This is a genomic window from Mesorhizobium sp. M2A.F.Ca.ET.043.05.1.1 (assembly GCF_003952445.1).
GTDB lineage: Bacteria > Pseudomonadota > Alphaproteobacteria > Rhizobiales > Rhizobiaceae > Mesorhizobium.
Genome location: NZ_CP034446.1, coordinates 6521816 through 6533327 on the forward strand (window position 1 = coordinate 6521816; position 11512 = coordinate 6533327).

The 11512-nt window shown below is 65.0% G+C and carries 15 protein-coding genes; 10 read left to right on the forward strand and 5 right to left on the reverse strand.

All coding sequences use genetic code 11. The features are described 5' to 3' along the window. Position 1: 1 nt before the first annotated feature. Genes EJ069_RS33595 through EJ069_RS31480 form a run of 6 tightly spaced genes read left to right on the forward strand, consistent with a single transcriptional unit; the run spans position 2 to position 4240 of the window. Positions 2 to 205: a hypothetical protein gene (locus EJ069_RS33595; RefSeq protein ID WP_245456375.1), complete on the forward strand. Its 204-nt coding sequence runs from the start codon at positions 2 to 4 to the stop codon at positions 203 to 205. Beyond that, on the forward strand, positions 202 to 1056 hold the full coding sequence (locus EJ069_RS31460) for a carbohydrate ABC transporter permease (RefSeq protein ID WP_126064432.1): 855 nt from the start codon (positions 202 to 204) through the stop codon (positions 1054 to 1056). The genes EJ069_RS33595 and EJ069_RS31460 overlap by 4 nt, the downstream gene beginning before the upstream one ends. After that, entirely contained in the window at positions 1053 to 1793 is a 741-nt protein-coding gene (locus EJ069_RS31465; RefSeq protein WP_126064433.1) for a PIG-L family deacetylase, read from the forward strand. The genes EJ069_RS31460 and EJ069_RS31465 overlap by 4 nt, the downstream gene beginning before the upstream one ends. Beyond that, positions 1790 to 2662, forward strand: coding sequence for an ROK family protein (locus EJ069_RS31470; RefSeq protein WP_126064434.1), 873 nt, complete (start codon positions 1790 to 1792; stop codon positions 2660 to 2662). Before EJ069_RS31465 ends, EJ069_RS31470 begins: the two co-directional genes overlap by 4 nt. After that, the gene (locus tag EJ069_RS31475) at positions 2659 to 3426 is read left to right on the forward strand and encodes a GntR family transcriptional regulator (protein WP_126064435.1); all 768 of its coding nucleotides are present in this window, start codon (positions 2659 to 2661) and stop codon (positions 3424 to 3426) included. Before EJ069_RS31470 ends, EJ069_RS31475 begins: the two co-directional genes overlap by 4 nt. Positions 3427 to 3448: 22 nt before the next feature. Then, entirely contained in the window at positions 3449 to 4240 is a 792-nt protein-coding gene (locus EJ069_RS31480) for an SIS domain-containing protein (protein ID WP_126064436.1), read from the forward strand. A gap of 42 nt (positions 4241 to 4282) precedes the next feature. Here the strand turns inward: EJ069_RS31480 and EJ069_RS31485 are convergent, their stop codons facing one another. Further along, complete coding sequence (locus EJ069_RS31485) at positions 4283 to 4465, reverse strand: hypothetical protein (RefSeq protein WP_126064437.1); 183 nt, start codon at positions 4463 to 4465, stop codon at positions 4283 to 4285. Between the two features lie 301 nt (positions 4466 to 4766). Between EJ069_RS31485 and EJ069_RS31490 the strand changes: the two genes are divergently transcribed. Beyond that, the gene (locus EJ069_RS31490) at positions 4767 to 5201 is read left to right on the forward strand and encodes a hypothetical protein (protein WP_042639475.1); all 435 of its coding nucleotides are present in this window, start codon (positions 4767 to 4769) and stop codon (positions 5199 to 5201) included. A gap of 82 nt (positions 5202 to 5283) precedes the next feature. On the opposite strand, the gene EJ069_RS31495 is transcribed toward EJ069_RS31490, so the two are convergent. From EJ069_RS31495 to EJ069_RS31505, 3 genes are all read right to left on the reverse strand, one after another. After that, positions 5284 to 6474 carry an NADH-quinone oxidoreductase subunit D gene (locus tag EJ069_RS31495; protein WP_126064438.1) on the reverse strand — a complete coding sequence of 397 codons (1191 nt, stop codon included), beginning with the start codon at positions 6472 to 6474 and terminating at the stop codon, positions 5284 to 5286. A gap of 59 nt (positions 6475 to 6533) precedes the next feature. After that, positions 6534 to 6938, reverse strand: a complete 405-nt coding sequence (locus EJ069_RS31500) for a hypothetical protein (protein ID WP_126064439.1) — start codon at positions 6936 to 6938, stop codon at positions 6534 to 6536. Positions 6939 to 7020: 82 nt separating this feature from the next. Then, positions 7021 to 7632, reverse strand: a complete 612-nt coding sequence (locus EJ069_RS31505; protein ID WP_126064440.1) for an alpha-ketoglutarate-dependent dioxygenase AlkB — start codon at positions 7630 to 7632, stop codon at positions 7021 to 7023. 99 nt (positions 7633 to 7731) lie between these two features. Between EJ069_RS31505 and EJ069_RS31510 the strand changes: the two genes are divergently transcribed. After that, positions 7732 to 7947, forward strand: a complete 216-nt coding sequence (locus EJ069_RS31510; RefSeq protein WP_126064441.1) for a KTSC domain-containing protein — start codon at positions 7732 to 7734, stop codon at positions 7945 to 7947. 35 nt (positions 7948 to 7982) lie between these two features. On the opposite strand, the gene EJ069_RS31515 is transcribed toward EJ069_RS31510, so the two are convergent. Continuing rightward, entirely contained in the window at positions 7983 to 9104 is a 1122-nt protein-coding gene (locus EJ069_RS31515) for an NAD(P)/FAD-dependent oxidoreductase (RefSeq protein WP_126064442.1), read from the reverse strand. A gap of 195 nt (positions 9105 to 9299) precedes the next feature. On the opposite strand from EJ069_RS31515, the gene EJ069_RS31520 reads away from it, so the two are divergent. Together EJ069_RS31520 and msuE are read left to right on the forward strand one after the other, a co-directional pair. Next, entirely contained in the window at positions 9300 to 10676 is a 1377-nt protein-coding gene (locus tag EJ069_RS31520) for an aspartate aminotransferase family protein (protein WP_126064934.1), read from the forward strand. Between the two features lie 219 nt (positions 10677 to 10895). Next, positions 10896 to 11459: an FMN reductase gene (gene msuE / locus EJ069_RS31525; protein WP_126064443.1), complete on the forward strand. Its 564-nt coding sequence runs from the start codon at positions 10896 to 10898 to the stop codon at positions 11457 to 11459. Positions 11460 to 11512: the final 53 nt, after the last annotated feature.

The window sequence follows — 11512 nt, forward strand, 5'->3', positions numbered from 1 at the left end:
GATGCAGGGCGTGCAGGGCAATCCGAGCTACGCGACCGACACGCTGGTGACCTATTTCTACCGCCTCGCCTTCGGCGCCGAGGGCGCGGTCGGCATCACCGACATCGGGCTGGCCCTGGCGCTCGGCACCATGCTGTTCCTGATCCTCAGCATCGGCACGCTGTTGATGCTGCGCTTCTTCGACAAGCGGACGGTCGAGCTATGAGCGCCACGTCCGTTCAAGCATTGGCTATCCCACAGAAGCTGGCGCGGCTGCCCGGCTGGATCATCCTGCTGGTGTGGACGGCCGCCGTGCTCTTGCCGCTCTACATCCTCGTCGTCTCCTGCTTCAAGACAACTGCCGAGATCTACGACAACCGGCTCGGCCTGCCTCAGAGCTGGGCCCTCGACAACTTCGTCCGCGCCTGGACGCGCGCCGATCTCGGCCACAATTTCATCAACAGCCTGATCGTCACTGGCGGCGCGGTGATCCTCACCATCATCGTCTCGGCGATGGCCGCCTATCCGCTCAGCCGCTACAAGCTCGGCTGGAACGGCATCATGCTCGGCCTCTTCCTGTCCGGCATCATGCTGCCGATCCGGCTCGCTTCGGTGGAGCTGTTCAGGCTGATGCGCAACCTCGGCCTGCTCGATTCGCTCACCGGGCTGATCCTCGTCTATTCGGCGATCCGCATCCCGTTCGCCGTCTTCATCTTCGCCAATTTCATGCGCGTGCTGCCCTCCGAGCTCGACGAGGCGGCGCGCATGGACGGGGCCGGCGAGACGCGTATCCTGTTCCAGATCGTGCTGCCGATGGTGAAGCCAGCCGTTTCGATCGTCGCCATCTTCACGGCGATCGCGGTGTGGAACGATTTCTTCTTCCCGCTGATCTTCATCTTCGACGACCGCTACAAGACGGTGCCGCTGGCCATCAGCGTGTTCGTCGGGCAGTTCCGCACCGATTGGGGTCTGGTGTTCGCTTCGCTGGCGATCTCCATGGCGCCGATCCTGATCATGTATTGTTTGCTGGCGCGCCAGATTCGCGAGGGCGTCGGCGCCGGGGGAGGCATGAAATGATCGAGGACAAGGTCTATGCCGCGCGCTCGATCCTGGTCGTCGGGGCGCATGCCTTCGACGCCGAGGTCATTGCCGGGCCTCTGGCTGCCGCGGCCGCCAAGGGCGGCGCCCAGGTCACCTTCCTGCATCTGTCGATGGGCGAGCAGGGTCATCCCTGCCTGATCCCGGAGCATTATTCGGGACAGAAGGAGGACGAGGCGGCGAAGGCCGCCGCGCGGCTCGGCGTCGCCATGCGCAACATGAAGCTGCGCGACGCCTTCCTGCCCAACGACAACGCGACCGCCCTGCAGGTCTGCGACGTCATCCGCGAGCTGAAGCCGGAGGTCGTCATCACCCACTGGCACGGCAGCTGGCATAAGGACCATCGTGCCGCGGCGCATCTCACCCAGACCGGCATTTTCTTCTCGGCGCTGCCGACGCTGAAGCGCGCCCAACCCGCGCATACGCCGCAGCTCCTGCTCTTCGGCGAGAACTGGGAGGACGACGAAGGCTTCCGGCCTGAGCATCTCGTCGATGTCAGCGCCGGCTTCGACGCCTGGCATGAGGCGGTGATGGAGTATGAGCTGGCGCGCGGCTTAAGCAGCTTTCCCTATGTCGACTACTACAGCGCGCTCTACAGGCTGCGCGGCTGCCTGCGCGGCACGCGCCATGCGCAGGCCTTCGCGGCGGCCTCGCATTCCTGGAATGCCGGCAGCGGCTTGTTCGCGCCGCCCGCCGATCGGAGCCGCGAGACATGACACGGGTCCTCGCCATCGATCTCGGCGGCACCAATCTGCGTGCCGCGCTCCACACCGGTGATATCGGCGCTCTTGCGCCGCAAGTCCGCGAGCCGGCGCCGGGCACTCTCGACGTGTTCGCTGCGCGTGTTCGCGCACTTGCCGTCGCGGGCGATGTCGAAGCGCTCGGGCTTGCGGTGCCTGGCCTGACCGAAGGGTCGGTCTGCCGTTGGATCCCGAACCTGCCCTGGCTCGATGGTGTCGACATTCAGGCCTTGTTCCCTGACTTGCGGGTCGCGATCGGCAATGACGCGCAGGTCGCGCTTCTGGCGGAAGCGGCCGAGGGTGCGGCCAAGGGTGTTTCCGACGCGATCCTGCTGGCCATCGGCACCGGCATCGGTTCGGCGGTGCTGGCCAACGGCCGCATCGTCGCCGGCGCGCGTGGCGGCGCCTGCTCCTTCGGCTGGGCGTGCGCCGATGCCGGGGATCAGGGCGATGAACGCAGCGGTTGGCTGGAGCGCGTCGCCTCAGGACGCGCGCTCGATGCGCTTGCCAGCCAGGTTGGGCTCGCGAATGGCGCCCAACTGATCGAGACCGCACGGACCGGCCAATCCGCCGCGCTTGCCGCCGTGGAGGAGACCGCGCGACGGCTGGGCGTCACGCTTGCCGGCGCTGTGGGGCTGCTCGATCCGGGCGTGATCCTGGTGTCCGGCGGCCTGGCGGATGCGCTGGATGTGATTGCGCCGCCATTGCTTGCGGCGCTTCGGCGACAATTGCCGCCGCATCTGCGCGGCATCGAACTCAAGCCTGGAAAATTCGGCTCGCGCGCCGGCGTGGTGGGTGCTGCGCTTGCCGGGCAGGCGGGAAACGGGTGGAGGCAGATCCGATGAGCGAAGCGAGCTTTCAGCAGCCGGACCGCAGGCGGCCGGAGCCGCTCTGGTACCAGGTCGAGGAGGCGATCCGCGCCATCGTCAAGAGCGGCGAGTGGGCGACCGGCGACCAGATCCCGGCCGAGGACCGGCTCTGCGCGCTGTTCGGAGTCAGCCGCATCACCCTGCGCCACGCGCTGCGCAATCTGGAGGAAGGCGGGCTGCTCAGGCGCGAGCACGGACGGGGCACTTTCGTGCGCTCGGCCACGCTGGTCGCAGGCACGCGCGAGCTCACCTCCTTCACGCAGGAGATGGGCAATATCGGCGTGGTCGCCGGCTCGCGCCTGCTCGACTGCAGCCTGACGACGGCCAATGCGGCGGCGGCCGGCGCGCTGGAGATCGAGGAGGGCGATCCCATCGTGCGGATCAGGCGGCTGCGGCTCGGCAACAACGAGCCGATCGGCATCCAGACAGCGCAACTGGCGGCCGTGCGCGTGCCGGGCTTCCTCGATGCCGGCCTGCTCAAGGGCTCACTCTACGAGGCGCTGGAGCGGCAATACGGCATCGTGCCGGTCGAGGCGCGCGAGAACTACCGCGTCGGCGCCGTCAGCGCGGCCGATGCCGAGCTGCTCGATTTGCCCGTGGGCAGTCCAGCCTTCGTGGTCGAACGCATCACCATCGACGAACGCGGTCCGTTCGAATTCACCGTCTCGGTCATGCGCGGCGACCGCTACGAGATCCGCTCGACGCTGCGCGCCGGCCGCCTCCCGAACACCAGAAGCTGACACGATCAACAGGAGTACCAAAGTGTCCGACCTCTATATCCCACGCCTCACCGCTCTTCTCGAACAGGCTTCAAAGGCGAATGCCGAAGCCTTCGGCCAGGCTGCGAGCCGTTTCGCCGACACGCTGGAAAATGGCGGGCTGGTGCATCTCTACGGCTCGGGCCATTCGGTGCTGCCGGCGCAGGAGATGTTCCCGCGCTACGGCAGCTTCGTCGGCTTCAATCCGCTGACCGACCCTCGGGTGATGTGGCACAACGTGCTCGGCGCCGGCGGCGTGCGCGAGCTGTTGTGGCTGGAGCGGACCGAAAAATATGCCGAGAAGTTCTTGGACCATCAGCCGCTGAACAAGGGCGATTCCATCATCATCTTCGGTCATAGCGGCCGCAATTCGTCAGGCATCGACACCGCGCTTTATGCCAAGAAGCGCGGCATCTTCGTCGTTGCCGTCACCAGCAAGAACAATCTCGACAAGCCGGCCACGCATTCCTCCGGCAAAAGGCTGGCGGATGCCGCCGACCTCGTCATCGACACCTGCTCGCCGATCGAGGACGCGGTGGTGCCGATCGAAGGTTGGACCCGACCGGTGGCGGGATCGTCGACGGTGCTGGCGATGATCATGGCGCATGAGCTCTTGGCGCGCACGGCCGAGCAATTGTCGAAGCGCGGCATCGAGCTGCCGGTCTTCGCCTCGCCGACCATCGCGGGCGTGACGCTGCACGACACGGACGTCATCTACGGCGTCTACCGCGAGCGTATGATCGAAGCGCAGAAGAAGCACCTGCCGACCTTCCAGGCGACGATGCGCGGCGAATGACGATCCTCGGGAGGTGCGTTCGGCGCGCGTCCCGCAACGGTGTCAATACTCGCGCCGGCTGGGCGTGGAATGCTTGGGCGGCGCGTCATTCTCATCGGGATTGGGGATCGGCGCCTCATCGGGAAGCCGATCCGGATCCGGCTCGCGCATCGGCTTGGGTTCCGGGATGGGCGGAGGCGTGGGCGCCGGCGTTGGAGACGGGTCCGGATTGGGGAGAATGGCCATCGCTTTTTCCTTCCGCTCGGCGCCTTGGCAGGCTCTGCGCGATCCCGACAAGCGGGATGTCCTGCCCGACCTGAAAATGAAGAGGCGATCGCCGTATTCAGACGGTTTCGTCAGGAGCGATCGGCGGCGCAAGCTGGCAGAACGGCCGCGCCGGCGGATGGTTCCCACACGATCGCGCCGGCAAATGGCGACAGGTGACGATCAAATGATTTCGCGGGTCCGTTTCGGCCCTTGCCGGCGTTGGGCGGCGCCTTAGTTCCCAGTGTGGGCGGGTGATCATCTGTCGATACAGGAGACGGCCGTGAAGCACCAAACCCTTGACCAAATCAACGCCGTTGCCGACGTTCACGCCGAAGCACCGGCTCTCATCGCCAACCGGGGCCAGCGCCTTGAGCGCTGGGCGCAACTTCTCGAACAAAGCCCCAGCCGCCGCCTGACGGCGTTGGCGGGCACCGAATACGCTCCACCCGACGTGCGTGAAAGAATGCGCACCGACGGATCGGCGATCACCGTCGCATTCGAAGACCCGATCTTCCGTGCGCAGGGCCTGCAGGATGACACGTATGGCGAAGCCAAGCGCTTCTTCGAGATGAGCGACTGGCAACTGCATGAGGTTGTCTGCCATTGCCATGTCGGCGCCAACATGCCGGCGCGCTGGGCGGCGTCGCGCGTGCGCGCGGCGGTCTCTCCGGGTGCAGGCATCTTTGCGTGGCTGAGAGCTGTGTTCATGCACTAGGCGTGCACCTACGCACCGGGGCGTTGGTTCGAGATCTTGATAGGAGTAACGGAGACCTGGCGAGTTCTCCGCCTTCCTTGCGTTAGCGGTCGATCTCGCCGAAGACGATGTCGAGCGAACCGATGATCGCCGCGACATCCGCCACCATGTGCCCGCGCGACAGGAAATCCATCGCCTGCAGATGGGCGAAGGATGGCGCCCGTATCTTGCAGCGGTAGGGAATGTTGCCGCCGTCGGAGACGAGATAGACGCCGAACTCGCCCTTCGGCGCCTCAACCGCGGCGTAGACCTCGCCACGCGGCACGCGGTGGCCTTCGGTATAAAGCTTGAAATGATGGATGGTCGCTTCCATGGAGCGCTTCATGGTGGCGCGCGGCGGCGGCGTGATCTTCTGATTGGCCACCGCGACCGGGCCGTGGCCATCGGCTGAGCGCAGCTTCTCCAGGCACTGCCGCATGATGCGCACCGACTGGCGCATCTCTTCCATGCGTACCAGATAGCGGTCGTAGCAGTCGCCGTTCTTGCCGACCGGGATATCGAACTCCATCTCGGGATAGCATTCATAGGGCTGTGCCTTGCGCAGGTCCCAGGCGGCGCCCGAGCCACGCACCATGGGCCCGGAGAAACCAAGGGCCCATGCGTCATCGAGCGAGATCGCGCCAACATCGACATTGCGCTGCTTGAAGATGCGGTTGTCGGTGAGCAGCCCTTCGAGATTGTCGCAGACCTTCAGGAACGGATCGCAGAAATTCCAGATGTCGTCGAGCAGTTCTTCCGGCAGATCCTGGTGCACGCCGCCGACGCGGAAATAATTGGCGTGCATGCGGGCGCCGGATGCGCGTTCATAGAAAACCATCAGCTTCTCGCGCTCGGCGAAGCCCCAGAGCGGCGGGGTCAGGGCGCCGATATCCATGGCCTGCGTGGTGACGTTGAGAAGATGCGACAGCAGCCGCCCGATCTCGCAGAACAATACGCGGATCAGTTGCCCACGCCGCGGAACCGATAGTTCCAGAAGCTTTTCGGCGGCAAGGCAGAAGGCATGCTCCTGGTTCATCGGCGCGACATAGTCGAGCCGGTCGAAATAGGGCAGCGCCTGCAGGTAGTTCTTGTATTCGATCAGCTTCTCGGTGCCGCGATGGAGCAGGCCGATATGCGGGTCGGCGCGGTCGACGATCTCGCCGTCCAATTCCAGCACCAGCCGCAGCACGCCATGCGCGGACGGGTGCTGCGGCCCGAAATTCAGGGTGAAGTTGCGGACTGCGGCTTCGGTCATGGCGACCTCCGCAAGAGTGAGGATCGAAGGCGGGACGCGGTCGCTTGGCTGCTGGCCGGTCAGGCCGTCGTCTGGATGATCAGCGTCAGCGTGCCGTCACCGTCGATGTTGGCTGCGACGACCTGCGAGGAATTCAGCCCGTTCGCATGCAGGACCGACGTCGCCTCGGGCGAGGCATCGACCGAGTTCTGCAGCTTGGCCAGCTCCTTGGCCGTCGTCCTGGTGACCACGGCCTCCGCCTGCGCCTTCACTTCCGAAGGCAGGTCCTCCATCGCCACCACGACGATGTTGGTGACGTTCTGGGCGGCATCGTCCTGGCCAGGCTGGCCGGACTGCGGCTGGCCCGGGATGGGCTCCTGGGCAGGAGGCGGGGCTTGAGGCGGCTGCGGATCGGCGCGTTGAGCAGAAGCGGGCTGCGCCAATGCCATTGCCGACAGCGTCAGGACCATCGTCAAGGTGCGCATCGTCTTTCCTTTCGATCTCGAAATCTGACGACACAACCCCGGGGCCGGGTGATAGTTCCCGTAAAGTCGTGACAGCGGCCACTTAAGAGACGCGCATCGTCCGGAAGGTGACGGAGTAGCGGTGTTGCGCGACAGGCGGGATGGAGTGTTCCCACTCGTTTCGCGACGGGCCGGCCATGAGATAGACCGACCTGGGCTCGACGTCGATCGTCTCACGGTCCCATGCCGCGCCGCTCTTGCGGCGCAGCCGGAAGCTGCAGGGCGCCAGCAGGGAAACGCCGGCGACCAGCTCGAAATGCGGCTTGTCCCGATGCCAGCCTATACCGGCGCCCGGGCGATATTCGTTGATCAGCACCTGCGCGAATTCGCTCGCCGCGACGCCCGCGAATTCGGCGACCTTGGCGCGCAGCGGCAGCAGGAAATCCGGAATGGGCGGCGCTTCGAGCACCTGGCGGCGCTCATAGTCATAGCGCAGGCCGAAGCCGACGACCTGCCTGTTGGCTAGATGGCCGTGAAAATCGAACGGTTTGAAAGGCAGGCCACGGATATGGCGGACCAGTTCGTGCTCTTCGTCACGGGTGATCAGTTCAGGCTGGTAGGAGAAGCCTTCGGGCAGGCTTGCGGGCACCGCGGGCGCACCAAAGAGATCGCCCTGGCGGGCGCTCTCTTTGGTCGGGCGTTTGGCTGATGACATGCGGGTCAGATAGGCGGTCGGAGCGCTTGTGCAAGGCCGCTCCCGGCTCGCGGAACCTGGAGATGCGTGAAGGGTTAGGATGGAAGCAGGATGCCGGCCATGCCTTCCACCGCAATCCAGAACATTCACTATGATCCGTCGCGGCGAGTCCTTTCGGTGTGGTTCGTTCCGAGCGGCGACCGCTACGACTATGAGGATGTGGAACCCGAGATCTACATGGCCTTCAAGGCAGCTTTCTCAAAAGGCCAATTCTTCAACGAGTTCGTGCGCGATCGCTTCAGATACCGCCTCGTTGGACGTGGGCGCCGGCATTGAGTGCGAGGGCGCCGCATCTTGACGCCGCGGCGCCGTCAGCCGGTCGTGGGCGCGACGATGCCCATCACGTGCTCGGCGATCGCCAGGCTGGCAGTCAGGCCGGGGCTTTCGATGCCGAACAAATTGACGAGGCCGTCGACGCCATGCGTTGCGGCATCCTGGATGACGAAATCGCTGTTGGCGTCGCCTGGGCCGGAGAGCTTCGGCCGGATGCCGCTATAGGCCGCCTGCAGGCTGCCATCGGGCAGGTCGGGCCAATATTTGCGGATCGCGGCATAGAAGCGCTCGCCGCGCGCCGGATCGACGCGATAGTCGATCGTGTCCGTCCACTCGACGTCCGGTCCGAAGCGGGCGGCGCCCGCAAGATCGAGCGTGAGATGGACGCCGAGCCCGCCGGGCTCAGGCACAGGATAGATAAGATGTGAAAAGGGCGCGCGCCCGGCAACCGAGAAATAATTGCCCTTGGCGTAGCGAAGCGTCGGCAGGAATTGCCGGCCAAACCCTTCGAGCGAGCCTGCCAGGGCGGCGGCGCCCAGGCCGGCCGCGTTGATAAGGCGCGGTGCGGCGATCTCGAACTGCTCGCCGCTAGCCGCGTCCATCGTCCGCACCACGATCCTGCCCGGCTCGACGCGGCCCGAGACGATGCGGGTGTTGAGCGACAGCGTTGCGCCGTAATCCTCGGCGTCGCCGAGCAGGCCGAGCATGAGCGCGTGGCTGTCGATGATGCCAGTCGACGGTGAAAGCAGCGCCATGGTGCAGTGAAGCGCCGGCTCCAGGGCTTGCGCTTCGGCGGCGGAGACGAAGCGCAAATCGTTGACGCCGCAGGCAGCGGCGCCAGCCTGGATCGTGGCAAGCGCGGGATCCTGGGCCTCGTCGGTCGCGACGATCAGCTTGCCTGCGTGGCGATGCGGGATCGCGCGTTCCGCACAGTATCGGTACAGCATGCCGCGGCCAGCGACGCAGAGCCGGGCCTTCAGCGACCCTCGCGGATAATAGATCCCGGCGTGGATGACTTCCGAATTGCGCGAGCTCGTCTCGGTGCCGATGGCATCCGCGGCTTCGAGGATCAGCGTGTCGAGACCTTTGGCGGCCAATGCGCGCGCGACCGCCAGACCAATCACGCCTGCGCCGGCGACGATGCAATCGACTTGTTCCATGCTCCAACCCAACTGCGCCAATAGTTCCGCGACGGTCGCGGATTGTTGGCGCTATCGATCCTGGCTTCGCGGCTCTTGCGATCAGCCTTCGCGATGAGCCATCAGCCGTGACAATGCAACGCGGAACTTTCGGATTTCTCAACGAGGAATCTCGTTCTATTTCCGCTTTGGACCCCCAGACAGGACCCCATGATGATGGACCCCCGACCGAATTCCCCTGAAGCCCGCGATATCCGCTACCACATGCATGGCTACACCAACGCGCGCAAGCACCAGGAAACCGGCCCGCTGGTCATCGAAAAGGGCGACGGCGTCTATGTCGAGGACATTGCCGGCAATCGCTACATCGAGGCCATGGCGGGCTTGTGGAGCGTCGCCGTCGGCTTCTCGGAAAAGCGGCTGGTCGAAGCCGCGACAAGACAGATGTCGAAGCTGCCCTTTTACCACGACTTCGGCTCGAAGGCGCATGCGCCGCTGATCGACCTGGCCGAGAAGCTGGTGCAGATGGCGCCGGTGCCGATGAGCAAGGCCTATTTCACCAATTCCGGCTCCGAGGCCAACGATACCGCGATCAAGATGATCTGGTATCGCTCGAACGCACTCGGACAGCCGGCGCGCAAGAAGATCATCAGCCGCAAGCGCGGCTATCATGGCGTCACCATCGCCTCGGCGAGCCTGACCGGTCTGCCGAACAACCATCTCTCCTTCGATCTTCCGATCGCCAACATCCTGCACACGTCGACGCCGCATCACTGGCGCGACGCCCAGCCCGGCGAAAGCGAGGAACAGTTTTCCGCCCGGCTCGCCGACGAGCTGGAAAAGCTCATCCTTGCCGAGGGGCCTGAAACGATTGCCGCCTTCATCGGCGAGCCGATCATGGGCGCCGGCGGCGTCGTCGTTCCGCCCGCCGGCTATTGGGAGAAGATCCAGGCGGTGCTGTCTAAGTATGACATCCTGCTGGTGGCCGACGAGGTGATCTGCGGTTTCGGCCGCACCGGCGAGATGTTCGGCTCGCAGACCTTCGGCATCAAGCCAGACATCATGGTGCTGTCCAAGCAGATCTCGTCTTCCTATCTGCCGATCTCGGCGCTGCTCATCAACGATCATGTGTTCGAGCCGATCGCCGACGAGAGCAACCGCATCGGAACTTTCGGTCACGGCTTCACCGGCGGCGGTCATCCGGTCGCCGCGGCGGTCGCGCTGGAGAACATCAAGCTGATCGAGGAGCGCGACCTTGTCGGCAATGCGCGCAAGGTCGGCGCGCATCTCCAGGCAAGGCTGCGCAAGCTCGCCTCGCATCCGCTGGTGGGCGAGGTGCGCGGCGTCGGCCTCATCGCCGCCGTCGAGCTCGTCGCCGACAAGGCGGCGAAGGCGCCGTGGGGCAAGCCCGCGGCGCTCGGCGCGCTGGTCAACGGCTTCCTGCAGCAGAATGGCGTCATCTCGCGCAACATGGGCGATGCCATCGCCTTCTGTCCGCCGCTGATCATCACCGAGGCCCAGATCGACATGGTGGTCGATGCGTTCGAGCGATCGCTCGCCGCCGCCCTGCCGCAGGTTCATCCGCAGGGCTGAAGAGGATGGCGCCCGATGTCCTGGCGCGTTTTCCCCCGCTGATCGGCAAAGTGTTTATGGGCCTCTCGCTGTCGGTATCCATAATCTGTTCGATCCATGGAAAAATTGTTCGGTGGCGAGCCCTCCAAGGGTCGACGGTTCCTTCTAAGACGGGTCGGAGTCCATAAAAATTGTAGACATTGGACTCTGGTCGTCGACATACCGAGAAAGTGCCGCAGCATGCCCAATCCAACCGTTGTCGGTTTCTCCGGAAATTTCACCCGGCCCTCGAAGACGCGCGGCTTCGTCGAGCATGTCGTCAGGGATATCGCCGTCCGCAACAATCTGTCCGCGAGCACCTATGACATCGAGGATGTCGGCGCCTCGCTCGGCAGCGCCAAATGGGCGCGCGATCTCGATCAGCAGGGTCGCGACGTTCTCGACAAGGTCGTCAACGCTGATGTGCTGGTGGTCGGATCACCGACCTACAAGGGCAGCTATACGGGCCTGTTCAAGCACTTCTTCGACCTGCTCGACCCAGCCGCGCTCAGGGGCAAGCCGGTGCTGCTGCTTGCCACCGGCGGCGGTGAACGGCACGCGCTGATCGTCGAGCACCAGCTTCGGCCGCTGTTCGGATTCTTCGAGGCGCTTGCCTTGCCGACGGGGGTTTACGCGACGGACAAGGATTTCGCCGATGGCGTTCTCGTGTCCGAAGCGATCCGCAAACGCGCCGCGCAGGCGGTCGAGGAAGCGGGATACGCGCTGTTGCGCCGCGCTGGTGGTCAGCGGGTCGCGGCCGAATAGCCGAGGCCACAGGCAGCGCGACGTTTCCCGACGAGTGAGGCATGGCCGATACG

Coding starts and splice junctions, on each gene's coding strand:
- EJ069_RS31460 (WP_126064432.1), top strand. CDS start 202: ATGAGCGCCACGTCCGTTCAAGCATTGGCTATCCCACAGAAGCTGGCG.
- EJ069_RS31505 (WP_126064440.1), bottom strand. CDS start 7,632: ATGTCATCAGCCAAACGCCCGACCAAAGAGAGCGCCCGCCAGGGCGAT.
- EJ069_RS33595 (WP_245456375.1), top strand. CDS start 2: ATGCAGGGCGTGCAGGGCAATCCGAGCTACGCGACCGACACGCTGGTG.
- EJ069_RS31500 (WP_126064439.1), bottom strand. CDS start 6,938: ATGCGCACCTTGACGATGGTCCTGACGCTGTCGGCAATGGCATTGGCG.
- EJ069_RS31520 (WP_126064934.1), top strand. CDS start 9,300: ATGGACCCCCGACCGAATTCCCCTGAAGCCCGCGATATCCGCTACCAC.
- EJ069_RS31515 (WP_126064442.1), bottom strand. CDS start 9,104: ATGGAACAAGTCGATTGCATCGTCGCCGGCGCAGGCGTGATTGGTCTG.
- EJ069_RS31470 (WP_126064434.1), top strand. CDS start 1,790: ATGACACGGGTCCTCGCCATCGATCTCGGCGGCACCAATCTGCGTGCC.
- EJ069_RS31510 (WP_126064441.1), top strand. CDS start 7,732: ATGCCTTCCACCGCAATCCAGAACATTCACTATGATCCGTCGCGGCGA.
- EJ069_RS31475 (WP_126064435.1), top strand. CDS start 2,659: ATGAGCGAAGCGAGCTTTCAGCAGCCGGACCGCAGGCGGCCGGAGCCG.
- EJ069_RS31485 (WP_126064437.1), bottom strand. CDS start 4,465: ATGGCCATTCTCCCCAATCCGGACCCGTCTCCAACGCCGGCGCCCACG.
- EJ069_RS31495 (WP_126064438.1), bottom strand. CDS start 6,474: ATGACCGAAGCCGCAGTCCGCAACTTCACCCTGAATTTCGGGCCGCAG.
- EJ069_RS31465 (WP_126064433.1), top strand. CDS start 1,053: ATGATCGAGGACAAGGTCTATGCCGCGCGCTCGATCCTGGTCGTCGGG.
- msuE (WP_126064443.1), top strand. CDS start 10,896: ATGCCCAATCCAACCGTTGTCGGTTTCTCCGGAAATTTCACCCGGCCC.